The sequence below is a fragment of the Citrobacter europaeus genome (genome assembly GCA_020099315.1).
Lineage (GTDB): Bacteria > Pseudomonadota > Gammaproteobacteria > Enterobacterales > Enterobacteriaceae > Citrobacter > Citrobacter europaeus.
On record CP083650.1, the window covers coordinates 1,768,555 to 1,790,815 of the forward strand.

The window sequence follows — 22,261 nt, forward strand, 5'->3', positions numbered from 1 at the left end:
CAATGTTGTGGCGAATGTTACGACAATCCTGGGGGCGCAATCTCCGGCGCAAGGGGCTGGCTATTGTAACCGTCTTTCTTGCTTCCAGCCTGATCTCCGCACTGCTGGCGGTGTCGATTGATATTGGCGATAAAATGTCCAGAGAGCTGAAGTCTTATGGTGCCAATATTTTGATTGAACCAGCCGGGCAGGCGGCACTGCCTGCGCTTTTCAGTGAAAACAGTAATCCACTCTCAGAACAGGATTTCCTGGATGAAGTGGAACTACCAAACATCAAGGATATTTTCTGGCGTAACAACATTGTCGGCTTTGCTCCTATGCTCGGCGGTGATATCGACATCGACGGCAAAAAAATACGTATTCTTGGCACCTTCTTCAGTCAGCCGGTGGATATTCCAGATGAAGAAGGGTTTGAAACGGGGCAGAAAATGGTAAGCCCGTTCTGGCAGGTTACTGGTCAATGGCCACAGGAGCCTGTTGGTGATGTCCCTCAAACATTGGTTGGCCATGCGTTGGCACGACAAACGGGCTGGAAGCCAGGCGATCAACTGGTAATTCGTACCAGTAAAACAGCGTTGAACGTGACCGTCAGCGGAATCCTCTCTAGCGGCGGGGATGAGGATAACCAACTGGTTATGCCGTTGCGCACGGCGCAAGCGCTGCTTGGTTTACCCGGTAAAGTGCAGGCTATTCGTGTCTCGGCGCTGACGGTACCGGAAAATGAGCTGTCGCGTCGGGCGCGTGAAAATCTTGACGCATTGAATGCTGAAGAATACGACCTTTGGTACTGCACGGCCTATGTCTCGTCCATTGCACATCAACTGGAGGAGGCTATTTCTGGTGCAGAAGTCCGTCCAGTGTGGCAGGTTGCTGCATCCGAAGGGGTCGTTATCGATAAAATTCAGTTGCTGATGGCGGTCGTGACCGTCGCAGCACTGGCGGCTTCGGCGATGGGAATTGCGTCCCTGATGACCAGCACCATTATGGAACGCGCTAAAGAGATCGGCCTGATGAAGGCGCTTGGCGCGCATCAATGGCAAATCATGCTGCTGTTCTATCTTGAAGCCGCTTCCAGTGGACTGGCCGGAGGAGCATTGGGATGTATAGCTGGTTGGGGAATGGCGAAAGCGATTGGCTTGATGCTATTTGCTGCACCACTGAATTTTGCCTGGATTGTGGTGCCATGTGTACTGGTGATTGCGGTCCTGATTGCCCTGATTGGCACCTGGTTCCCGGCTCGGCGTATTGCCCGCCTGTATCCTGTGGAGGTGCTGTATGGCCGCTAAACGGACAATGCTCTGGTTACTGGTATGGCGGGCGCTGCGTCTGCGCTTTCAGCGGGTTAGCGTGGTATTTGCCGCATTGATGGTGGGGGCGACCATTGTGACCGCGCTGTCAGCGGTGTGGTTCGACATCAATACCAAAATGAGTGAGGAATTACGAACTTTTGGCGCAAATTTCTATATCGGGCCAAGCCATGGCTCCAGTATGCCGCAGCAAGAGCTGCAGACCATTTTAGATCAGGCGCCACAAGGCCTGGTTCATGGAGCCAGCCCATGGCTATACGGTATGGCGCGCACCGAGCTGGAAAAGGTGGTGATTGTCGGCGTGTGGTTTGAATCCTTACAAAAGCTGGTGCCGTACTGGCAGGTTCAAGGGAGTTGGATTGGTGTCAGTTTCGACGATCGCAATGCGATGATAGGCGTCAAACTGGCAGAGCGCCTTAATGTCCAGCCGGGCGATAGCATTATTCTGGTGGATCACAATCAGCGTAAAAACTTACAGATTAAAGGCATTGTTGAAGCCGGTGATGCGACAGATAACATGTTGATTGTGAGTCTTGATGTGGCGCAGGCGTGGCTGCATCAGTCCGATAAAATCAGCCATGGACTCATGAGTGTCAGTAATGATGTCGGCCAGGTGGAAAACTTTGCCAGCCGTTTACAGGTTCAATACCCGGACCTGGAAATACGCCCAATCCGGAAAGTCTCTGCTTCAGAAGGACAGGTGCTGGATAAGATAAAAGGCTTAATGGGGCTGGTTTCGGTCGTGATCCTTGCACTGTCATCTTTGTGTGTGAATACCACGTTGATGGCCATTGTTGGTGAGCGAGCCCGGGAGTTTGCGCTGCAAAAAGCGTTGGGAGCCAGCAACGGCGATATTGTCCGGCAAATCCTTCTGGAAACCTGCATTATCGCGCTGGCCGCAGTGGTTTGTGGGTGGTTATTAGGGTACGTGTTAGCCCAATTGCTTGGGCTGACCGTATTTAATGCCGCTATTTCACTACGCTGGCCAGTGCTGCCGGTCACCCTGACATTATCTTTACTGGTCGCCATTCTGGCGGCGATTGTCCCGGTCCGTCGTGCGGTCAGCGTCGAACCCGCAAAAGTGTTGAAAGGAGAGTAACGCCATGTCCGTTATGCAGACCCCGTCAATGGCAATAGAAACCCGCCATTTATATAAACGGTTCGGCGATGTTACCGCCTTAGATAATATCAACCTGCAAATAGTGCAGGGCGAGTTTGTCGCTATTATGGGCGCCTCAGGTTCAGGGAAAACGACACTGATGAATATTCTGACTTGCCTGGATACTGCAACAGAAGGTCAGGTATTTTTAGATGGGATAGATGCTGCCGCACTGGATGAAGAGGGGCGCCGCCGTTTTCGCGCAGAAAAAATAGGGCTGGTGTTCCAGCAGTTTCATCTGATCCCGTTTTTAACCGCGCTGGAGAATATCATGTTGGCACAGCACTACCACAGCGTTGTGGATGAAGCTGCTGCCAGAAAGGTTCTGGAACAGGTGGGGCTTGGACACCGGGTAACGCACCTGCCGAGTCAACTTTCCGGAGGGGAACAGCAACGGGTGTGCATTGCCCGGGCTCTGGTCAATGAACCGCCGGTAATTTTTGCCGATGAACCCACGGGTAACCTTGATGAAGAGAATGAACAGCGGGTGCTCGATCTACTCACAGATCTGCATCGTCAGGGGCGTACGATTGTGATGGTGACACATAACCCGGCGCTTGGGTTGTTTGCCGATCGTATTATCCGTCTGCAACATGGCAAATATCTGGGTGAGGAGGCTAATCAACATGCGCTGGATTAACATATTAACTCTCGCCACTTTGGTTCTGATTAGTGGATGTAAGGAAGAGAAGTTGGCGGTTGGACAGCAAGCCCCGGCGCTGGCAACATTCGACTTGCAGGGCGGAGAGGCCGGGCTTGAACGCTGGCGTGGAAAGGCTGTTTATCTAAACTTTTGGTCGGCGAGTTGCGGTGGCTGTCTTGCCGAAATGGACGCGCTGGAAGCGCTAAGTAAAAAGTGGGGTGATAAGGTTGTGGTGGTGGCAGTGAATACCGATCCGGCGACGGTTAAAATAGATGGCTTACTGGCGAAACATCAGGTTTCTTACCCGGTACTTCGCGATCAGCTTAAGATTTCCCAGGAGCGCTATCAGGTCATCGGTACGCCAACCTCTGTGTTGATTGACAGGGAAGGTCGCGTGCTGGAATTACACCAGGGGATGCGGAAATCATCTGAGTTAGATGCGACGTTTGCGCGCATGGCCGCCCGATGAACGCGATACAGAGAGAAACGCTATATGGCATTCCGGTGGAATAAAGAGAGTCTGGCCGTCCTGCATGAAAATGCAGGTGTTCTTACGACGGAGCAGATTGCACTGATGCTTCGCACCAATATTACGGTTGTGCGCAATATGGCGTATCGACTGAAACTCAGCCTGCGGGTATCCGCCTACAATCAAAAACGTATTGAGCAAGTACAAACTCTCTATACGTCTTCTGAACCATTAAATCTGAAAGAGATTGCAGCAAAAACCGGACTGACATTCAGTACGGTGCAGTACATTGTATATGTGAAATTAAAAAGTAAACCGTATACCAAACGGGAATACGTTTCCTTTGAAACTGACGATGCGGTTCATTATCGGATACAACGGGAGTTCATTGATACTGAACGTTCCCTTCTGCACAACATTCCAGATAATACACGCTTTCATCAATTGTACCTGACAGACGGAACTTTATATTCTGCACGTAATATTCGCAGCGAAGTGATTATCTCCGATTAATCGGATGGCATATTTCGTTACCCGACGAAGCAAGTATTCATATTAGCGTTTAACCTGGCTTATCTTTTTTTGTGGGAAAATAAAGAATGGCCAATGTATACGCGTATGAATCCGCTCTGGTGATGATGATTACCGCCACGTTTGTCCTCGCCGGGATGGTGAAAGGCGTTACGGGTATGGGATTGCCCACCGTGGCTATGGGGATCCTGGGGTCGCTTATTTCGCCGGTTGCCGCGGCAGCCATGCTGCTGTTGCCTTCACTGATTAGCAATCTTTTTCAGTTTGGCGGTGGCGGAAATACGCGTCAATTACTCAGACGACTATGGCCAATGCTGTTGACGGTGGTGGTAGCGACACTGCTTGCCAGCGCGTGGATTACCGGTGGCGACACCACCCGTACCCAGTTTGCGCTCGGCGTGGCGTTGGTGGCTTACGCTATCTGGACGCTGGCTGGAAAGAAAATCGCGGTGGCTCCGCAGCATGAAAAATCGTTTTCCCTCGTCATTGGATTTGTGACCGGCTTATTGACTGGCGGAACCGGCGTGTTTGTAATGCCCGCCGTACCCTGGATCCAGTCATTGGGGTTTGAGAAAGATGAACTGGTACAGGCGCTCGGGATCTCTTTTACGTTTTCGACCCTGGCATTGGCGCTTGGTTTGTGGTGGCACAATGCGCTGCCCGTACAGTCGCTAAGCTTATCGGCGTTGGCCATTGTTCCTGCGCTGATTGGTCAGTGGTTAGGAACCCGTGTGCGACGGGTTATTTCTCCTGTTGTGTTTAAACGCTGTTTTCTGTTTTGTCTGGTTGGGTTGGGTATGGAGATGATGTTGCGTGCGGCGTGACCGGTGCGGTGACTTTAGGGCGCTATCATGGCATCGTTACTTCAGGCATTCAGGGGCAAAGAGGTCGCTATGGCATCAGAGATGTTAAGTGAAGAAGAGGGCGCTCTGGAGTCGCGAATGGCGCTCACTGCGGCTGCTATGGCCGATAAATCGCGCTCGCGTATGCTGTGCGCCTTGATGGATGGCCGCGCCTGGACCGCAACCGAACTTAGCGCTGTGGCGGATGTATCAGCGTCGACTGCCAGCGCGCATCTGGCGCGTCTGTGCGAACAACGCTTTGTTGTGGCGCTTGCGCAGGGCAGGCATCGTTATTTTCGCCTTGCAGGTTCCGATATTGCTGAACTGCTGGAGCGTTTGATGGGGGTGGCGTGGGCGACATCAACGCCCCGCAAAATCACGACGCCGCCAGGCTTACGGCATGCACGAACCTGCTACGATCATCTCGCCGGGGAGGTGGCGGTGAGGCTGTTCGACACGCTGGTTTCCCGTCAGTGGTTAACGCCGGATGGTGAAACGCTAACGCCGCTTGGGCAGGAAAAGCTGGCCCAGATGGGGATTGTCCTGGCGACGGGTTCATCCCGGCGGAAGCTAACCTGCGGTTGTCTGGACTGGAGCGAACGACGTTTCCATCCCGGCGGCGAGCTTGGCGCATCGCTGCTACGCTGGATGACTGACCAGCGTTGGATAAAAACGGAACTCAATAGCCGACGCGTCACCTTCACTCCGCTTGGCATTCGCAAACTCGAAAGCGAGTTCGGTGTTAAAACGACACGGTAGATGGTTCGTTTTGCGAAAGCGTTCCCGGAAATATGTCATATTTCTGTCACACTCTGTTGTGATTGATAACAACAAGAGGTCGTAGGGATGAATAAATCGTTAATCGCCACAGCCGTGGCAGGCGCTGTATTATTGTCAGCCGCCGCGCAGGCGCAGACCGCGCCGGAAGGCTATCAGCTTATGCAAGTATTGATGATGAGTCGGCATAACTTACGCGCACCTTTAGCCAACAATGGCAGCGTCCTTGAGCAGTCGACCCCAAAACAATGGCCAGAATGGGATGTCCCCGGAGGACAACTCACCACCAAAGGCGGTGTGCTGGAAATCTATATGGGCCACTACATGCGAGAGTGGCTGGCAGAACAGGGGATGGTGAAATCGGGAGAATGTCCGGCACCGGATACGGTTTATACCTATGCTAACAGCCTGCAGCGTACGGTTGCTACGGCGCAGTTTTTTGTCACCGGTGCTTTCCCGGGGTGCGATGTTCCGGTCCATCATCAGGACAAAATGGGCACCATGGATCCCACATTTAACCCAGTGATCACTGATGATTCCGCCGCTTTCAGCCAGCAGGCCGTGCAGGCAATGGAGAAAGAGCGCAGCAAAATGCAGCTCAACGACAGCTATCAGTTGCTGGAGCAAATGACTGACTACAAAGACTCACCGTCCTGCAAAGAAAAACAGCAGTGTTCCCTGACCGATGCCAAAGATACATTTAGCGCGAAATACCAACAAGAGCCTGGGGTTTCGGGGCCGCTGAAGGTAGGGAACTCTCTGGTTGATGCCTTCACGCTGCAATATTACGAAGGCTTCCCGATGGACCAGGTTGCCTGGGGGGAGATTAAATCCGATCAGCAGTGGAAGGTTCTGTCGAAGCTGAAAAACGGCTATCAGGACAGCCTGTTCACCTCCCCGGAAGTGGCGCAGAACGTGGCTAAACCGCTGGTGAAATATATTGATAATGCGCTGGTTACTGAACGCGCGAAAGCGCCGAAAATAACGGTGCTGGTGGGGCATGACTCCAACATCGCATCGCTGCTCACCGCGCTGGATTTCAAACCATACCAGCTTCATGACCAGAACGAGCGTACGCCGATTGGCGGAAAGATTGTCTTCCAGCGCTGGCATGACAGCAACGCAAATCGTGATCTGATGAAAATCGAGTACGTGTATCAGAGCTCGCAGCAGTTGCGTAATGCAGACGTTCTGACGCTGAAATCCCCGGCGCAGCGCGTAACGCTGGAGCTGAAAGGGTGTCCGATAGATGCGGATGGTTTTTGCCCGATAGATAAGTTCGACAGCGTGCTGAATGAGGCGGCTAAGTAAAAGAAAAACTCCCCCGTGTTCGCGGGGGAGTCTGAGCGCTAAACGTTTTTACGTTCGATAGTCTGTTCACCCCAAAAGAGCGAATCTTTGTCTGTTTTCTCAAAGGCTTTGATGAGTACCTCGTCGCTACCTTCTTCCCAAATTTTTTCCGCCAGCTTCTCGTCATAATGCGCGACTTCAAAAATGGCTTCGGCTATTTCCGGCGATGTATTGCGCAGACTTGCCCATTCGCCGACGCGATGGGCTTTCGCTTCTTGAGTTGGCATTCGAATCCTCCTGTTGAAGATTAGCCGTTGAGTTTTACTGCCAGACCAGCGACATATTCACCCTGATAGCGGGCGATAGATAACTCTTCCTGACTTGGCTGGCGAGAGCCGTCGCCTCCGGCGATAGTGGTTGCGCCGTAAGGTGTACCGCCGCGAACTTGAGAGACATCAAACAGCTCTTGCGCTGCGTAACCGATAGGCACGATTACCATCCCATGGTGGGCAAGCGTAGTCCAGGTTGATGTAATGGTTTGTTCCTGACCGCCGCCGGTCCCTGTCGAGCTGAATACGCTGGCGAGCTTGCCGTACAAGCCGCCTGACGCCCACAGCCCGCCTGTCTGATCGAGGAAGGTGCGCATCTGACCGGACATATTGCCAAAGCGTGTAGGGGTACCAAAAATAATAGCGTCGTAATCAGCCAGTTCTTGCGGGGTTGCGACTGGTGCGTTTTGTGTTTTGCCACCAGCCTTAAGGAAAATCTCAGGCTGCATGGTCTCTGGTACGCGCTTAATAATCACTTCCGCGCCATTTACCTTATTTGCGCCTTCTGCGACTGCATGGGCCATAGTTTCAATGTGTCCGTACATGGAATAATAAAGCACCAGAACTTTTGCCATTTTACACTACTCCTCGAGTTAACCGTGTCCGTAGCGACTCGCTACCTACCTTTAAAGATATGACGTACTGTCAGGAGTGCAAATTTCACAATCACTTCTTTGATTTATAACAATTTTTATAACAACCTCTCTTGTTGCAAAATGATACATATTTAACCGGGTAAAATTCGGTAGTCATAAGAAAGACTTATTGATTTCTCAGTGTGACTATTTCTTGAACATCATCAATCCTGTTGCAGGATATTACAGTTAGCGGCCGCCCAGGCCACGCTTCACTATGCTTAATCCCACGCAGTTATTTTCAGGGCATAGCCCATAACGCTGCGTGAGGTATCACTCCTCAGTACCTATGCAATATGATGTCTAATCAATGACGGAGGTCAGTAATGGCAAACCATCGGGGCGGTTCCGGTAATTTTGCGGAAGACCGCGAAAGAGCATCAGAAGCAGGTCGAAAAGGTGGCCAGCACAGCGGGGGCAACTTTAAGAATGACCCGCAACGCGCTTCAGAGGCAGGTAAAAAAGGGGGCAAAAATAGCCACGGCAACAACAAATCGTAATTGTCGGGCTATCTGTCAGATATGTCGTGACGGCTGAAGTTCAGAGCCAGACGTTACGTAGCCACCTACCGCCGCCGGTTTGTTCCGGCGGTTTTTTTTGTCTGCAAGGTTGAACTGTAACAAAACGCAACGCAGACTAATGACATTCAGTTACTCGGGTGTCTCATGTCATTACTATCTCGTTATTCCTTCTCTGTTAAACCTCAGGAAGCGATCCTCATTGTGATCACCATGTTCTGGGGTGGCACGTTTCTGGCGGTGCAATATGCCGTTACCCTGAGCGGGCCTTTTTTCTTTGTTGGTGTCCGTTTTGCCACCGCCGCGCTGGCGGTCGCGCTTTTGTCTTTACGCACATTGCATAAGCTGACGTGGCTGGAAGTTAAAGCAGGCGTTGCGATCGGTATCGCAATTGCGCTGGGCTATAGTTTGCAAACCTGGGGGCTACAGTTTATTCCCAGTAGCAAATCGGCTTTTATTACCGCGATGTACGTGCCGTTGGTACCGCTTTTACAATGGCTGTGTCTGGGACGTATGCCCGGACTGATGCCGTGTGTCGGCATTGTGCTGGCCTTTATCGGGTTGATTTTTCTCGCCGGACCGGGAGGCAATTTGCTGGCTTTAGGCGAAGGCGAGTGGATAACACTTGCTGGCGCGGTGGCGATTGCGGCAGAAATTATCCTGATTAGCGCGTGGGCGGGAAAAGTGGATGTACGTCGGGTAACGGTAGTGCAACTGGCGACCGCTTCGGTAGTGGCGTTTATTGCGATGGGCCCGGCCAAAGAGACCGTACCGCCAATGTCTACCGGATTGCTGGTTGTGGCGCTGGGGCTCGGAATTTTCAGCGCGATTATTCAGGTCACCATGAACTGGGCGCAGCGCAGCGTTTCGCCGACGCGCGCGACGGTTATTTATACCGGTGAGCCGGTGTGGGCCGGGATTTTTGGTCGTCTGGCAGGTGAACGCTTACCTTTACTTGCCTTGCTTGGCGCGGCATTCATTATTGTTGGTGTGCTGGTCAGTGAGCTGAAGTTCAAAAAGAAAAAAGCGCAGCCGCAAGAGGCGCCGCCGGAGTCGCTTTAATTTAACCATTCACCGCGTGATTTGGTATGCTGACGCCCTCACAAGAAGGAGAGGGCGCATGGTCCAACGCGCAGAGAAAAAAACAGGTAAGCGCTCGCAGGCCGTCAGTGCAAAACGCCAGGCCATATTAACCGCGGCATTAAATATCTTCTCCCAATATGGGATCCACGGCACGCGTCTTGAACAGGTTGCTGAGCAGGCGGGCGTATCAAAAACCAATCTGCTTTATTACTACCCGTCAAAAGAGGTGCTTTATATCGCTGTTTTACGGCAAATCCTCGACATCTGGCTGGCTCCGTTGAAGGCTTTTCGCGAAGACTTTGCGCCGCTGGTGGCCATTAAAGAATACATTCGCCTTAAGCTGGAAGTATCGCGCGATTACCCGCAGGCCTCACGGCTGTTTTGTATGGAGATGCTGGCTGGGGCGCCTTTATTGATGGCTGAACTGGAGGGGGATCTTAAAACGCTGATTGACGAGAAATCCGCGCTGATTGCCGGTTGGATAAAAAGCGGAAAACTGGCTCCGGTCGATCCGCATCATCTGATTTTTATGATTTGGGCTTCAACCCAGCACTACGCCGACTTTGCCCCGCAGGTAGAGGCGGTGACGGGCGCAACGCTGCGTGATGAAGCCTTTTTTAACCAAACGGTGGAGAACGTACAGCGGATGATTATTGAAGGGATCCGCGTTCGTTAACTGGCTGGCGGCAACGGGCAGCTTAAATCACCCTCTTCACACTGTAACAGTGAGGCGAGAAACGCTTCGCGCTCGTTGGTTTTATCGGTCAGGCACTGGCTGGATATCATCGCCTGGGCGCTACCCCCTTCGGTGCCAGAACTGATTAACGCGCAGTCTGCATCGCGCAGGGTTATCCATGAGGTTTGCGCTTTTTTCAGTAAATCTCGCTGGGTTGGGGCGGCGCGCTTCAGCGCATTCTGATACGTTTCATTAAGTTTAGCGTCGGCCACCTTATATTGCTCTGCTGCACAGGTGTTCATCTCAATCTGCGTGTTCGCGTTGGCGCAGTCATCCGCCAGCGCCTGGCCGCTCAGCAGCAGCGCTGCACATGTCAGTACGATTCGTTTCATGCTTCCCTCTGACTTCATAAAAAAAGGCCCCGTTACCGGAGCCTTAATTAACCACAACCTTAGCCGATTGTCATCAGGCTGGCGTTACCCCCAGCCGCGGCGGTATTGACACTCAGGGAGCGTTCAATGTACAGCCTCTCTAGCAGAATATTGCTTTCGCCGCGGGCAAAGCCCTGGACCGACACGATCGCCCCTTCGCGGGCCGCCACGGCTTCGCACAGTGCGCGAAGCTGATCGGAATCGCCGTGGAAAATAACCGCATCAAACGGCTGGGTAGTGATGTTGTCCGCTTTGGCAAACTGAATGCGCCCGGAAACCGCGGTTGGCAAACGTTTTGCCAGGTCACGATGGAACGCATCATCTGGCCACAGGATTAAGCTCCCTACGGAAGCCACCGCAGCAAGCTGTACCAGCGCGTCCTGTTCATCATCAGCGATACACAGCACGCGTTCGCGCGGCAACAGTGTCCAGGTATTGCGTTCACCGGTTGGCCCAGGCAGCAGACGTTGGGTTCCGGCCTGCGACAGTTCGCCATACTGCTGGCAGAGAGCACGCAGCGATGGACGGTCGGTTGCCCATTCGCTGAGCGCTTCCAGCGGCTGAACAAGTGCAGCCTTAAGCTGCGCATCGACCGGATAGTCCGCATCCTGACGGGCAAGCGTAATGCCTAACGCATTTTCCGGACGGTTTGCCAGCAGGCGGTACAGATACAGCGGTCCACCCGCTTTTGGTCCGGTTCCTGACAAGCCTTCGCCACCGAATGGCTGCACCCCGACGACGGCGCCAACCATATTGCGGTTAACATACAGGTTCCCCACGTGTGCCGAGCCTGTGACCTGGGCGATGGTTTCATCGATTCGGGTGTGTACGCCCAGCGTCAGGCCGTAGCCGGAGGCATTGATTTGTTCAATCAGGTTGCCCAGATTGTTACGGGTGTAACGCACAACGTGCAGTACCGGACCGAACACCTCTTTTTGTAATTCGTCGAAGCTTTCCAGCTCGATAAGCGTCGGCGCGATAAAGGTACCGGTTTGCCATTCACGCGCATCGTCGCTGTTTTCGCGCGCGGCCTGGAACACCGGGCGTCCTTTGGCGCGCATGGCCTGAATATGGCGCTCAATATTGGCTTTGGCTTCTTCATCGATAACCGGCCCAATATCGGTGGTCAGGCGACCCGGGTTGCCCATACGGCATTCCGCCATCGCACCGCGCAGCATTTTCAGCGTATGATCGGCTATATCATCCTGCAGACACAGGACGCGTAGTGCGGAACAGCGCTGCCCGGCGCTGTCAAAAGCAGAAGCCAGAACGTCGACCACGACCTGTTCCGTCAATGCGGAAGAGTCGACAATCATGGCGTTCATCCCACCGGTTTCGGCGATAAGCGGGATTGGACGCCCCTGCGCATCAAGGCGGGTCGCGATATTGCGTTGCAACAGCGTGGCGACTTCCGTTGAGCCGGTAAACATGACGCCGCGTACGCGCTCATCGGAAGTGAGCTGCGCCCCGACGGTTTCACCCTGACCTGGCAGCAGTTGTACCACGCCCGGCGGTACACCCGCTTCGAGTAAAATAGCGATACCCTGGGCGGCAATCAGCGGAGTTTGTTCCGCAGGTTTTGCCAGCACGCTATTACCTGCCGCCAATGCGGCGGCAATCTGCCCGGTGAAAATAGCCAGCGGGAAGTTCCATGGGCTGATACAGACCACCGGCCCTAACGGACGATGGGTTTCATTATCGAAGTCATCGCGGACCTGACCAGCATAATAGTGCAGGAAGTCGACCGCTTCGCGCACTTCCGCAATGGCGTTGCTGAAGGTTTTACCCGCTTCGCGCACCAGGATGCCAATCAACTGCTGCATCTGACCTTCCATCACAACGGCGGCGCGATGCAAAATAGCGGCGCGCTCTTGTGGTGGGGTGGCGAACCAGATCGGCGCGTTATTTACCGCGTTCTGCAGCGCCTGTTCCACTTCGTTGTGAGTCGCTTCACGCACGTAACCGACAATGTCTTTCGGTTCGGCCGGGTTGACGACTGGCGTCATTTCACCGTCAGCAACCGGATGTTCGAGCATCGGTTTAGCGTGCCATTTTTGCAGCGCGCTGTTGAGCAGGGCAGAAGACAGCGAGGCCAGACGATGTTCGTTCGCTAAATCCAGCCCGCCTGAGTTTTCGCGACCTTTACCATACAGGTCACGCGGCAGGGCAATTTTCGGATGCGGCAGCCCGGCCTGGCCTTCCTGCTGCGCCAGTTTTTCAACGGCTTCGACCGGATCGGCCACCAGTTCATCCAGCGGCAGGGTAGTGTCTGCAATGCGGTTGACGAACGAGGTGTTGGCGCCGTTTTCCAGCAGACGACGCACCAGGTATGCCAGCAGCGTTTCGTGCGTGCCGACCGGTGCATAAATGCGGCATGGACGGTTCAGTTTGCCATCGGCAACTTTGCCGGTGACCTGCTCATACAGCGGTTCGCCCATGCCGTGCAGACACTGGAACTCATACTGACCCGGATAGTAGTTCTGACCGGCTAACTGATAAATTGCCGCCAGCGTATGGGCGTTGTGGGTGGCGAACTGCGGGTAGATCAGATTCGGTACCGCAAGCAGTTTTTTCGCACAGGCCAGATAGGAAACATCGGTGTACACCTTACGGGTGTAGACAGGATACCCTTCCAGACCGTCCATTTGCGCACGTTTGATTTCGCTGTCCCAGTAGGCGCCCTTAACCAGACGGATCATCAGGCGACGGCGGCTGCGCGTGGCGAGGTCAATCAGGTAGTCGATAACATACGGGCAGCGCTTCTGATAAGCCTGGATAACAAAGCCGATACCGTTCCAGCCCGCCAGTTCAGGTTCAAAGCACAATTTTTCCAGCAGATCGAGGGAGATCTCCAGTCGGTCGGCCTCTTCGGCGTCAATGTTGATGCCGATGTCGTACTGGCGCGCCAGCAGTGTAAGCGACTTCAGACGAGGATAGAGTTCATCCATTACGCGATCGTACTGCGCACGACTGTAACGCGGATGCAGCGCCGACAGCTTGATAGAAATGCCAGGCCCTTCATAGATACCGCGGCCATTAGAGGCTTTACCAATGGCGTGGATCGCCTGCTGGTACGAAACCATATAAGCCTGGGCATCGGCGGCGGTCAGAGCCGCTTCGCCCAGCATGTCGTAAGAGTAGCGGAAACCTTTTTCTTCCAGTTTACGCGCGTTAGCCAGCGCTTCGGCGATAGTCTCTCCGGTGACGAACTGCTCGCCCATCAGGCGCATTGCCATGTCGACGCCTTTACGCACCAGTGGTTCACCGCTCTTGCCGATAATACGGTTGAGTGAGCGTGAGAGGCTGGCTTCGTTATGCGTAGAAACCAGACGACCGGTAAACAACAGCCCCCAGGTCGCCGCGTTGACGAACAGGGAGGGGCTGCGTCCAATGTGCGACTGCCAGTTGCCGTTGCTGATTTTGTCGCGGATTAACGCATCGCGGGTTGCCTTATCGGGAATACGCAGCAGGGCTTCCGCCAGACACATCAGCGCGACGCCTTCCTGTGAAGAAAGGGAGAATTCCTGCAATAAACCTTGTACCATCCCGGCGCGGCCGCTGGCGGTCTTCTGGTTACGCAGTTTGTCGGCCAGATCGTACGCCAGTTTATGCGCTTGCTCGGCGATGGGTTGCGGCAGACGTGCCTGCTCCATCAGCATCGGCACTGCGTCGGTTTCGGCGCGGCGGTACGCGGCGGTAATTGCCGCGCGCGAAACTGACTGCGGCAGGATCTGTTCGGCAAATTCCAGGAAGGGCTGATGCGCTTCATTCTGCGGGGTGGTTGACTCCTCACCCTCATTCGCGGCACCCGCCAGCAGGGCTGGCAGCTCAGGAAGCGCGTCGTCATTTTCCAGTCTTTCGAGATAATTAAAGATGGCTTGTTTGATCAGCCAATGTGGCGTGCGATCGATTCGTGATGCTGCTGTTTTAATACGCTCGCGAGTGGCGTCATCCAGCTTAACCCCCATCGTGGTGGTTCCCATGCCGTTTACTCCTGTTGTACTTAAATACGGGGCTGATAGTTACCGAGAAATATCTACCATGTTGCAACTTTGTGCAACCGTGTTAAATGTGACTTGGTTTGCAAGCTTGGAAATGAATGAAATGTTAATAAATATGAGCGTTATGAAAGAGGCTGTAATAATTGCCGAATCTTTTTCTCTGCAGTAGTTAACACTTTTAAAAGGTGCAACCGTAAAAAGTGTGAGAGAGTGCAACCTACAGAAAAATGCTATCTACTCTGGATCAAATTTGATGTAAATGATGTGTTAAATCGATTGTGAATAACCATCGCTTCCGGCAGGATACGGTCGCCCTGGTAAACATAGATATCTTTGCCACGTTCCGGCAGGGTAATAAAACGGCAAGCCACGGCATTGCTGATACATAATTTTGGAGAGTTTTGATGGCTATTAGCACACCGATGTTAGTGACATTCTGTGTCTATATTTTCGGCATGATATTGATAGGGTTTATTGCATGGCGTTCAACCAAAAACTTTGACGATTACATTCTTGGTGGACGCAGTCTGGGTCCATTCGTGACCGCGTTATCCGCCGGGGCATCTGACATGAGCGGCTGGTTGCTGATGGGTTTGCCTGGCGCGATTTTCCTGTCGGGCATTTCAGAAAGCTGGATCGCCATCGGCCTTATTTTGGGCGCATGGATCAACTGGAAGTTGGTGGCCGGACGTTTACGCGTACATACCGAATACAATAACAATGCGCTGACGTTACCGGATTACTTTACCGGTCGCTTTGAAGATAAAAGCCGAATTCTGCGTATTATCTCCGCGTTGGTTATTCTGCTGTTTTTCACCATCTATTGTGCTTCAGGGATTGTGGCAGGGGCGCGTCTGTTTGAAAGCACCTTTGGCATGAGCTACGAAACAGCGCTGTGGGCGGGCGCGGCCGCGACGATCATTTATACCTTTATTGGTGGTTTTCTGGCGGTAAGCTGGACGGATACCGTCCAGGCCAGCCTGATGATCTTTGCTCTCATCCTGACGCCGGTAATGGTCATTATTGGCGTAGGTGGATTTGAAGATTCGCTGGAAGTGATTAAACAAAAGAGCATTGAGAACGTGGACATGTTCAAAGGGCTGAATTTTGTTGCCATCATTTCCCTGATGGGCTGGGGTCTGGGTTACTTTGGCCAGCCGCATATTCTGGCGCGCTTTATGGCGGCAGATTCCCACCATAGCATCGTTCATGCTCGTCGTATCAGCATGACCTGGATGATCCTGTGTCTGGCAGGTGCCGTGGCCGTAGGCTTCTTTGGTATTGCTTACTTTAACAACAACCCACAGCTTGCCGGTGCCGTTAACCAGAACGCCGAGCGTGTGTTTATTGAACTGGCGCAAATACTGTTTAACCCATGGATTGCCGGTATTCTGCTGTCTGCGATCCTCGCTGCGGTTATGTCGACTCTGAGCTGCCAGTTGCTGGTGTGCTCCAGCGCAATCACCGAAGATTTGTACAAAGCGTTCCTGCGTAAAAATGCCAGCCAGAAAGAGCTGGTATGGATTGGCCGCATCATGGTGCTGGTCGTGGCGTTGGTGTCCATCGCGCTAGCGGCGAATCCGGAGAACCGCGTACTTGGTCTGGTAAGCTATGCCTGGGCCGGCTTCGGCGCGGCGTTTGGTCCGGTAGTCCTGTTCTCCGTAATGTGGTCGCGTATGACCCGCAACGGCGCGCTGGCGGGGATGATCATTGGTGCGGTGACGGTAATCGTCTGGAAGCAGTTTGCCTGGTTGGGTCTGTATGAAATCATCCCGGGCTTTGTTTTCGGCAGCATCGGTATTGTGGTCTTCAGCCTGCTGGGTAAAGCGCCATCAACGGCTATGCAGCAACGTTTTGCCGAGGCTGATGCGCATTATCACTCAGCTCCGCCATCGCGTTTACAGGCAGAATAATCTGCCTTTGTCCTCAGGCTCGCTGTGTGCGCAATACCGTTCGGTTAAGCATGTATGGAGAACGTTTTACCCTGAATTAGTTTCCGTTCACCTTATGTGCATTGCTTCTCTGATATCGCTATACCTGTGAACGTGCAAGGGAGGCTCACCGCCGCCTCCCTTGCATCCCAGGCTCCCGGCGGGAAAATCGTCGCTGCGCGAGCTATTCGTCTTATGCCGTCTGCCTGTCGGGTCGGGGCCGAGCCTGCGTCCCTGCAGGCCGTCCCCTCTGTCCGCATCCCTGCGGACAGACCCGGTCAGCCGTCAACGCCTCATCGATTTTCAGCCGGACCGGGGTCATCGCTTCAACGCTCTGACTTTCAGCTAAATCTTTTTTGCTGTTCAAATATATTCAAATAAAAGTGCAGGAGGTCAGGTGTGGCTGGTCCGGCTGAAAAATGCCGACGTGTTTCCGTAAGGCCGGGAGAGCCAGCATGGATGCTGGCTCAGGGCGCGCTTTGCAGGGATGCTACCTCGCGCCCGGCCCGGTCGCCTGGAGGAATAAACGGAGGGGACCGCGGAGCGGCAATTTTCCCGCCGGGAGCCGGGATTGTAAAGGGCGTGGCGGAGAACGCCCTTTACACGTTCACAGGAATCGGTGCTTCAGAGAAACGATGTACATGAGGTGAACGGAATCCTTTCTCTGAAATAGCATGTTCATTACCTTCGCGAATACAGGTTGATGCTTTCTGATACACAGGCGTTAACTTAATGACATTGCCGCATGTGGGGGCTTTTATTACCTACGCTGCAAGCTCGCTATAACCGTTACCCGCCTAACTGTTTACATTAAGTCATCATTCTCAAAACATTCTGCTTGAGTTTTTCTTTACTGTAATGATAATCACTATCACTGTAATTTACTTTTCTTTTCATCAATTGACCGAGAATAACGTTTAAGGGTTCTTCGCATGTTTGTTCCATTTCTAATTATGTTGCGCGAAGGGTTAGAGGCCGCGCTGATTGTCAGCCTGATTGCCAGCTACCTGAAACGGACTCAGCGTGGTCGATGGATTGGTGTGATGTGGATTGGTGTTCTGTTGGCGGCGGCATTATGCCTGGCGTTAGGAGTTTTCATCAACGAAACCACCGGTGAATTTCCGCAAAAAGAACAGGAGCTGTTTGAAGGCATCGTGGCGGTCATTGCCGTGGTGATCCTCACCTGGATGGTGTTCTGGATGCGTAAAGTTTCGCGCAACGTCAAAGTCCAGCTTGAACAGGCTGTCGATAACGCGTTGCAGCGTGGCAACCATCACGGCTGGGCGCTGGTGATGATGGTCTTTTTTGCCGTTGCCCGTGAAGGGCTGGAGTCGGTGTTCTTCCTGCTGGCCGCATTCCAGCAGGATGTAGGTATCTGGCCGCCGTTAGGCGCGATGCTGGGACTGGCTACCGCAGTGGTACTGGGATACCTGATTTACCTCGGCGGCATTCGCCTCAACCTCGGGGCATTCTTTAAATGGACCAGCCTGTTCATTTTGCTGGTGGCTGCCGGTCTTGCCGCTGGGGCGATCCGCGCTTTCCACGAAGCCGGTTTGTGGAATCATTTTCAGGATGTGGCGTTTGACCTGAGCAGTGTGCTGTCGACGCATTCGCTGTTTGGCACATTGATGGAAGGCATTTTCGGCTATCAGGAAGCGCCAAGCGTGAGTGAAGTCGCTGTCTGGTTTATCTACCTGATTCCGGCGTTGATTATGTTTGCGCTACCGCCGCGTTCAGGCACTACGGCATCGCGTACCGCACCTTGATCAAAAAGCGATGCAGAATATCTTTTAGTTACAACATACTTATTTATAGGGCCAGGTTATGACGTTTAATTTTCGCCGTAGTGCGCTGCAGTTGGGTATTGCCGCGCTGTTTGCCTCCGCTTTTACTGCACAAGCCGCCGATATTCCGCAGGTGAAGGTCACGGTTAACGACAAACAATGTGAACCGATGACGATCACGGTAAACGCCGGGAAAACGCAGTTCATCATCCAGAACCACAGCCAGAAAGCGCTGGAGTGGGAAATTCTTAAAGGCGTTATGGTGGTTGAAGAGCGCGAAAACATTGCGCCAGGCTTTAGCCAGAAAATGACGGCTAACCTGCAGCCCGGTGAATATGATATGACCTGCGGTCTGTTGACTAACCCGAAAGGTAAACTGATCGTAAAAGGCAGTGCAACGGCGGATGCCGCACAAAGCGATGCTCTGCTGAGTCTGAGCGGCGCGATTACCGAATACAAAACCTATGTGACAGCCGAAACCGCGCAATTGGTTGCGGGGACCAAAGCCTTCACCGATGCGATTAAAGCCGGCGATCTGGAAAAAGCGAAATCGCTGTACGCGCCAACCCGTCAGCATTATGAACGTATTGAACCGATTGCTGAACTGTTCTCCGATCTCGACGGCAGCATCGATGCGCGTGAAGATGATTATGAGCAAAAATCCGCCGATCCCAAATTCACCGGCTTCCACCGCCTGGAGAAAGCGCTGTTTGGCGACAATACCACTCAAGGTATGGACAAGTATGCCGACCAATTAAACAGCGATGTTCTTGACCTGCAAACGCGTATTAGCGAGCTGGCTTTCCCACCGTCTAAAGTGGTTGGCGGGGCAGCAGGACTGATTGAAGAAGTCGCTGCCAGCAAAATCAGCGGGGAAGAAGATCGCTACAGCCATACCGATCTGTGGGATTTCCAGGCCAACGTTGATGGTGCGCAGAAAATTGTCGATCTCCTGCGTCCTCAGTTACAAAAATCCAATGCTGAGCTGTTGGCGAAGGTGGACGCGAACTTCAAAAAAGTCGATACCATTCTGAGCAAGTACCGTACCAAAGACGGCTTTGAAACCTATGACAAACTGACCGAAGCCGATCGAAATGCGCTGAAAGGGCCAATCACGACGCTGGCGGAAGACTTGTCGCAATTACGCGGTGTTTTGGGTCTGGATTAAGCACTATGCAGCAAGATAATGAAAACGGCGTGAGCGAACCGTCACGCCGACGTTTACTGAAAGGGATGGGCGCCCTGGGTGGCGCGCTTGCGCTTGCCGGAGGATGTCCGGTTGCCCACGCGCAAAAACCGCAAAGTGCACCGGGAACGCTGTCCCCTGATGCACGTAGCGAAGCGCAACCGCTTTATGGCCAGCATCAGGCGGGCATCCTGACGCCGCAGCAGGCATCGATGATGCTGGTGGCGTTTGATGTTCTCGCCAGCGATAAGGCCGATCTCGAACGTTTGTTTCGGTTGTTGACCAGCCGGTTTGCGTTTCTGACCACCGGCGGACCGGCTCCGGATACGCCGAATCCACGTCTTCCCCCTATGGATTCAGGTATCCTCGGCGCATACATTGCGCCAGACAACCTGACGATGACGTTGTCAGTCGGCTCCTCGCTGTTCGATGAACGCTATGGCCTGAAATCGCAGATGCCAAAAAAGCTGCAAAAAATGACCCGCTTCCCGAATGATTCACTGGACGCGGCGCTGTGCCATGGCGATATGCTGCTGCAGATTTGTGCCAACACGCAAGACACTGTCATCCACGCGCTGCGCGATATCATTAAACATACGCCCGATCTCCTCAGCGTGCGCTGGAAACGTGAAGGGTTTATTTCCGATCATGCCGCGCGTAGCAAAGGTAAAGAGACCCCGGTTAATTTGCTTGGCTTTAAAGACGGCACCGCGAATCCGGACGCTACGGATGCGAAGTTGATGCAAGACGTGGTGTGGGTTACGGATGGGCAGGGCGAACCTGCCTGGGCGCAAGGCGGAAGCTATCAGGCCGTCAGGCTCATTCAGTTCCGCGTTGAGTTCTGGGATCGTACGCCGCTGAAAGAGCAGCAAACGATTTTTGGTCGCGATAAACACACCGGCGCGCCGCTGGGTATGCAGCATGAGCACGATGTACCTGACTATGCCAGCGATCCCGAGGGTGAGGTGATTGCGCTCGACAGCCATATTCGCCTGGCGAATCCGCGCACGAAAGAGACCGACTCCAGCCTGATGATGCGCCGTGGCTACAGCTATTCGCTCGGTGTGACCAATTCCGGTCAACTGGATATGGGACTGTTGTTTGTCTGCTATCAACACGATCTGGAAAAAGGCTTTTTGACGGTGCAGAAACGCCTGAACGGCGAAGCGCTGGAAGAGTATGTCAAACCGATTGGTGGGGGATACTTCTTTGCTTTGCCGGGTGTCAAAACTGCAGATCGCTATCTGGGACAGTCTTTGCTCGAAGCCTGATAATTATGCCCCGTTGTACATCGGGGCTTTTCCTGACATCTTGATGAATCAACAAATTATTTTTTATGATCGGTATAGAACTGAAATAATTCTGTCATCTCTGGGCAAGAAACTGTCTCTGGTGATAAGATAGAATTTAAGTTAACAACAAGTAAAAATATTGTTGCATTAACGAGAGGTTATGATGTAATTATAAGTAATAGCGGTAGTTCCCGGCGGTGATAGTCGTTCACTATGGAGATCGCGAATGGAAAAGTCCTGTATTGGACACGTTTTTCACAGTAGTCGCAGTACTTTACGCGGACGTTTCTCTTCCGGTAGCCTCCTCGTCACCGCTAAATCTCTCTCTCATTCACTTCTTATCCTTGTTACTGACGCCCTGTATGGTGCGCGTAGCTGTGCGTGGCGTCTTATCCGAAAGCAAGCAATGGCTTACAAGGAAGCCAACCCTCAGATGTTCGTGCGCATAATCGTGCCGCCAACGGCGCGTGTGATGTATACCTACAACTCAAGGTGCTATCCATGGGAAGACAAAAAGCAGTGATCAAAGCTCGTCGTGAAGCAAAACGTGTGCTGAGGCGGGATTCGCGTAGCCATAAGCAACGTGAAGATGAATCGGTCACCTCGCTTGTGCAGATGGGCGGCGTAGAAGCGATTGGTATGGCGCGTGACAGTCGTGACGCCACGCCAATCACGGCGCGAAATGAAGCTCAGGCGCACTACCTGAATGCTATTGAGAGTAAACAGCTGATCTTCGCCACCGGTGAAGCCGGGTGTGGTAAAACCTGGATCAGCGCGGCAAAAGCAGCAGAGGCTCTGATCCACAAAGACGTGGACAGGATCATTGTAACCCGTCCAGTTCTGCAAGCTGATGAAGACCTTGGCTTCTTACCTGGGGATGTTTCCGAGAAGTTTGCTCCCTATTTTCGTCCAGTGTATGACGTGCTGGTGAAACGTCTGGGAGCCTCCTTCATGCAATATTGCCTGCGACCTGAGATTGGTAAGGTGGAAATCGCGCCGTTCGCCTATATGCGTGGACGTACATTTGAAAATGCAGTGGTTATTCTTGACGAGGCTCAGAACGTCACTGCTGCGCAAATGAAGATGTTTTTAACCCGCCTCGGGGAGAATGTGACGGTGATTGTGAATGGGGATGTGACCCAGTGCGATCTACCAGCCCACGTTCGCTCAGGGCTTAGCGATGCGCTGGCCCGTTTCGAAGAAGATGATATGGTTGGGATTGTTCGTTTCAATAAAGACGATTGCGTCCGCTCTGCGCTCTGTCAGCGGACGCTTAACGCTTACAACTGATAAGTACGCCGTCTTCAAGGCCCGGGAAACCGGGCTTTGTTGTTTGACGTCAGCACATTACTTTTTTTTGCTACTCCAGTCGTTGGC

At 53.1% G+C, this 22,261-nt stretch carries 20 protein-coding genes; 16 read left to right on the forward strand and 4 right to left on the reverse strand.

Annotated features, from left to right (window positions below; translation table 11 throughout):
- Window positions 1–2: 2 nt before the first annotated feature.
- The 8 genes from LA337_08270 (at window position 3) to agp (ending at window position 7,039) form a co-directional block, all read left to right on the forward strand.
- The gene (locus LA337_08270) at window positions 3–1,286 is read left to right on the forward strand and encodes an ABC transporter permease (protein ID UBI17672.1); all 1,284 of its coding nucleotides are present in this window, start codon (window positions 3–5) and stop codon (window positions 1,284–1,286) included.
- On the forward strand, window positions 1,276–2,406 hold the full coding sequence (locus LA337_08275) for an FtsX-like permease family protein (GenBank protein ID UBI17673.1): 1,131 nt from the start codon (window positions 1,276–1,278) through the stop codon (window positions 2,404–2,406). The genes LA337_08270 and LA337_08275 overlap by 11 nt, the downstream gene beginning before the upstream one ends.
- Window positions 2,407–2,410: 4 nt before the next feature.
- Window positions 2,411–3,106, forward strand: coding sequence for an ABC transporter ATP-binding protein (locus tag LA337_08280; GenBank protein UBI17674.1), 696 nt, complete (start codon window positions 2,411–2,413; stop codon window positions 3,104–3,106).
- The gene (locus LA337_08285; GenBank protein ID UBI17675.1) at window positions 3,093–3,578 is read left to right on the forward strand and encodes a TlpA family protein disulfide reductase; all 486 of its coding nucleotides are present in this window, start codon (window positions 3,093–3,095) and stop codon (window positions 3,576–3,578) included. Before LA337_08280 ends, LA337_08285 begins: the two co-directional genes overlap by 14 nt.
- Before the next feature lie 24 nt (window positions 3,579–3,602).
- Window positions 3,603–4,091, forward strand: a complete 489-nt coding sequence (locus LA337_08290) for a hypothetical protein (GenBank protein ID UBI17676.1) — start codon at window positions 3,603–3,605, stop codon at window positions 4,089–4,091.
- Between the two features lie 86 nt (window positions 4,092–4,177).
- Complete coding sequence (locus LA337_08295; GenBank protein UBI17677.1) at window positions 4,178–4,933, forward strand: sulfite exporter TauE/SafE family protein; 756 nt, start codon at window positions 4,178–4,180, stop codon at window positions 4,931–4,933.
- Window positions 4,934–5,002: 69 nt separating this feature from the next.
- Window positions 5,003–5,710, forward strand: coding sequence for a winged helix-turn-helix domain-containing protein (locus LA337_08300; protein UBI18422.1), 708 nt, complete (start codon window positions 5,003–5,005; stop codon window positions 5,708–5,710).
- A gap of 87 nt (window positions 5,711–5,797) precedes the next feature.
- Entirely contained in the window at window positions 5,798–7,039 is a 1,242-nt protein-coding gene (agp, locus tag LA337_08305) for a bifunctional glucose-1-phosphatase/inositol phosphatase (protein ID UBI17678.1), read from the forward strand.
- A gap of 38 nt (window positions 7,040–7,077) precedes the next feature.
- Here the strand turns inward: agp and LA337_08310 are convergent, their stop codons facing one another.
- Together LA337_08310 and wrbA are read right to left on the reverse strand one after the other, a co-directional pair.
- Complete coding sequence (locus tag LA337_08310; GenBank protein ID UBI17679.1) at window positions 7,078–7,305, reverse strand: YccJ family protein; 228 nt, start codon at window positions 7,303–7,305, stop codon at window positions 7,078–7,080.
- Between the two features lie 20 nt (window positions 7,306–7,325).
- A complete protein-coding gene (gene wrbA / locus LA337_08315; GenBank protein UBI17680.1) occupies window positions 7,326–7,922 on the reverse strand; it encodes an NAD(P)H:quinone oxidoreductase in 597 nt (198 codons plus the stop codon).
- Between the two features lie 386 nt (window positions 7,923–8,308).
- Here wrbA and LA337_08320 point away from each other — a divergent pair, with 386 nt between their 5' ends.
- The 3 genes from LA337_08320 to rutR all read left to right on the forward strand — a co-directional run bounded on the left by LA337_08320 (window position 8,309) and on the right by rutR (window position 10,259).
- Window positions 8,309–8,482 carry a general stress protein gene (locus LA337_08320; protein ID UBI17681.1) on the forward strand — a complete coding sequence of 58 codons (174 nt, stop codon included), beginning with the start codon at window positions 8,309–8,311 and terminating at the stop codon, window positions 8,480–8,482.
- A 165-nt stretch (window positions 8,483–8,647) separates the two neighbouring features.
- Window positions 8,648–9,562 carry a DMT family transporter gene (locus tag LA337_08325; protein ID UBI17682.1) on the forward strand — a complete coding sequence of 305 codons (915 nt, stop codon included), beginning with the start codon at window positions 8,648–8,650 and terminating at the stop codon, window positions 9,560–9,562.
- Window positions 9,563–9,620: 58 nt separating this feature from the next.
- Window positions 9,621–10,259 carry an HTH-type transcriptional regulator RutR gene (rutR, locus tag LA337_08330; GenBank protein ID UBI17683.1) on the forward strand — a complete coding sequence of 213 codons (639 nt, stop codon included), beginning with the start codon at window positions 9,621–9,623 and terminating at the stop codon, window positions 10,257–10,259.
- On the opposite strand, the gene LA337_08335 is transcribed toward rutR, so the two are convergent.
- Together LA337_08335 and putA are read right to left on the reverse strand one after the other, a co-directional pair.
- On the reverse strand, window positions 10,256–10,651 hold the full coding sequence (locus LA337_08335) for a lysozyme inhibitor LprI family protein (GenBank protein UBI17684.1): 396 nt from the start codon (window positions 10,649–10,651) through the stop codon (window positions 10,256–10,258). The genes rutR and LA337_08335 overlap by 4 nt on opposite strands.
- Window positions 10,652–10,710: 59 nt before the next feature.
- Window positions 10,711–14,673 (reverse strand): trifunctional transcriptional regulator/proline dehydrogenase/L-glutamate gamma-semialdehyde dehydrogenase, encoded by a 3,963-nt coding sequence (putA, locus tag LA337_08340; GenBank protein UBI17685.1) that lies wholly within the window; start codon window positions 14,671–14,673, stop codon window positions 10,711–10,713.
- A gap of 422 nt (window positions 14,674–15,095) precedes the next feature.
- Between putA and putP the strand changes: the two genes are divergently transcribed.
- From putP to phoH, 5 genes are all read left to right on the forward strand, one after another.
- Window positions 15,096–16,604 carry a sodium/proline symporter PutP gene (putP, locus tag LA337_08345; GenBank protein ID UBI17686.1) on the forward strand — a complete coding sequence of 503 codons (1,509 nt, stop codon included), beginning with the start codon at window positions 15,096–15,098 and terminating at the stop codon, window positions 16,602–16,604.
- A 950-nt stretch (window positions 16,605–17,554) separates the two neighbouring features.
- Entirely contained in the window at window positions 17,555–18,388 is an 834-nt protein-coding gene (locus tag LA337_08350; GenBank protein UBI17687.1) for an FTR1 family protein, read from the forward strand.
- A 58-nt stretch (window positions 18,389–18,446) separates the two neighbouring features.
- Window positions 18,447–19,574, forward strand: coding sequence for an iron uptake system protein EfeO (locus tag LA337_08355; GenBank protein ID UBI17688.1), 1,128 nt, complete (start codon window positions 18,447–18,449; stop codon window positions 19,572–19,574).
- A gap of 5 nt (window positions 19,575–19,579) precedes the next feature.
- Window positions 19,580–20,863: a deferrochelatase/peroxidase EfeB gene (gene efeB, locus LA337_08360; GenBank protein UBI17689.1), complete on the forward strand. Its 1,284-nt coding sequence runs from the start codon at window positions 19,580–19,582 to the stop codon at window positions 20,861–20,863.
- Window positions 20,864–21,385: 522 nt separating this feature from the next.
- The gene (gene phoH / locus LA337_08365; protein UBI17690.1) at window positions 21,386–22,174 is read left to right on the forward strand and encodes a phosphate starvation-inducible protein PhoH; all 789 of its coding nucleotides are present in this window, start codon (window positions 21,386–21,388) and stop codon (window positions 22,172–22,174) included.
- Window positions 22,175–22,261: the final 87 nt, after the last annotated feature.

What these genes read in the sequence shown, in the direction of transcription:
- LA337_08270 (UBI17672.1), top strand. Translation starts at nt 3, where the DNA reads ATGTTGTGGCGAATGTTACGACAATCCTGGGGGCGCAATCTCCGGCGC.
- LA337_08275 (UBI17673.1), top strand. Translation starts at nt 1,276, where the DNA reads ATGGCCGCTAAACGGACAATGCTCTGGTTACTGGTATGGCGGGCGCTG.
- LA337_08280 (UBI17674.1), top strand. Translation starts at nt 2,411, where the DNA reads ATGTCCGTTATGCAGACCCCGTCAATGGCAATAGAAACCCGCCATTTA.
- LA337_08285 (UBI17675.1), top strand. Translation starts at nt 3,093, where the DNA reads ATGCGCTGGATTAACATATTAACTCTCGCCACTTTGGTTCTGATTAGT.
- LA337_08290 (UBI17676.1), top strand. Translation starts at nt 3,603, where the DNA reads ATGGCATTCCGGTGGAATAAAGAGAGTCTGGCCGTCCTGCATGAAAAT.
- LA337_08295 (UBI17677.1), top strand. Translation starts at nt 4,178, where the DNA reads ATGGCCAATGTATACGCGTATGAATCCGCTCTGGTGATGATGATTACC.
- LA337_08300 (UBI18422.1), top strand. Translation starts at nt 5,003, where the DNA reads ATGGCATCAGAGATGTTAAGTGAAGAAGAGGGCGCTCTGGAGTCGCGA.
- agp (UBI17678.1), top strand. Translation starts at nt 5,798, where the DNA reads ATGAATAAATCGTTAATCGCCACAGCCGTGGCAGGCGCTGTATTATTG.
- LA337_08310 (UBI17679.1), bottom strand. Translation starts at nt 7,305, where the DNA reads ATGCCAACTCAAGAAGCGAAAGCCCATCGCGTCGGCGAATGGGCAAGT.
- wrbA (UBI17680.1), bottom strand. Translation starts at nt 7,922, where the DNA reads ATGGCAAAAGTTCTGGTGCTTTATTATTCCATGTACGGACACATTGAA.
- LA337_08320 (UBI17681.1), top strand. Translation starts at nt 8,309, where the DNA reads ATGGCAAACCATCGGGGCGGTTCCGGTAATTTTGCGGAAGACCGCGAA.
- LA337_08325 (UBI17682.1), top strand. Translation starts at nt 8,648, where the DNA reads ATGTCATTACTATCTCGTTATTCCTTCTCTGTTAAACCTCAGGAAGCG.
- rutR (UBI17683.1), top strand. Translation starts at nt 9,621, where the DNA reads ATGGTCCAACGCGCAGAGAAAAAAACAGGTAAGCGCTCGCAGGCCGTC.
- LA337_08335 (UBI17684.1), bottom strand. Translation starts at nt 10,651, where the DNA reads ATGAAACGAATCGTACTGACATGTGCAGCGCTGCTGCTGAGCGGCCAG.
- putA (UBI17685.1), bottom strand. Translation starts at nt 14,673, where the DNA reads ATGGGAACCACCACGATGGGGGTTAAGCTGGATGACGCCACTCGCGAG.
- putP (UBI17686.1), top strand. Translation starts at nt 15,096, where the DNA reads ATGGCTATTAGCACACCGATGTTAGTGACATTCTGTGTCTATATTTTC.
- LA337_08350 (UBI17687.1), top strand. Translation starts at nt 17,555, where the DNA reads ATGTTTGTTCCATTTCTAATTATGTTGCGCGAAGGGTTAGAGGCCGCG.
- LA337_08355 (UBI17688.1), top strand. Translation starts at nt 18,447, where the DNA reads ATGACGTTTAATTTTCGCCGTAGTGCGCTGCAGTTGGGTATTGCCGCG.
- efeB (UBI17689.1), top strand. Translation starts at nt 19,580, where the DNA reads ATGCAGCAAGATAATGAAAACGGCGTGAGCGAACCGTCACGCCGACGT.
- phoH (UBI17690.1), top strand. Translation starts at nt 21,386, where the DNA reads ATGGGAAGACAAAAAGCAGTGATCAAAGCTCGTCGTGAAGCAAAACGT.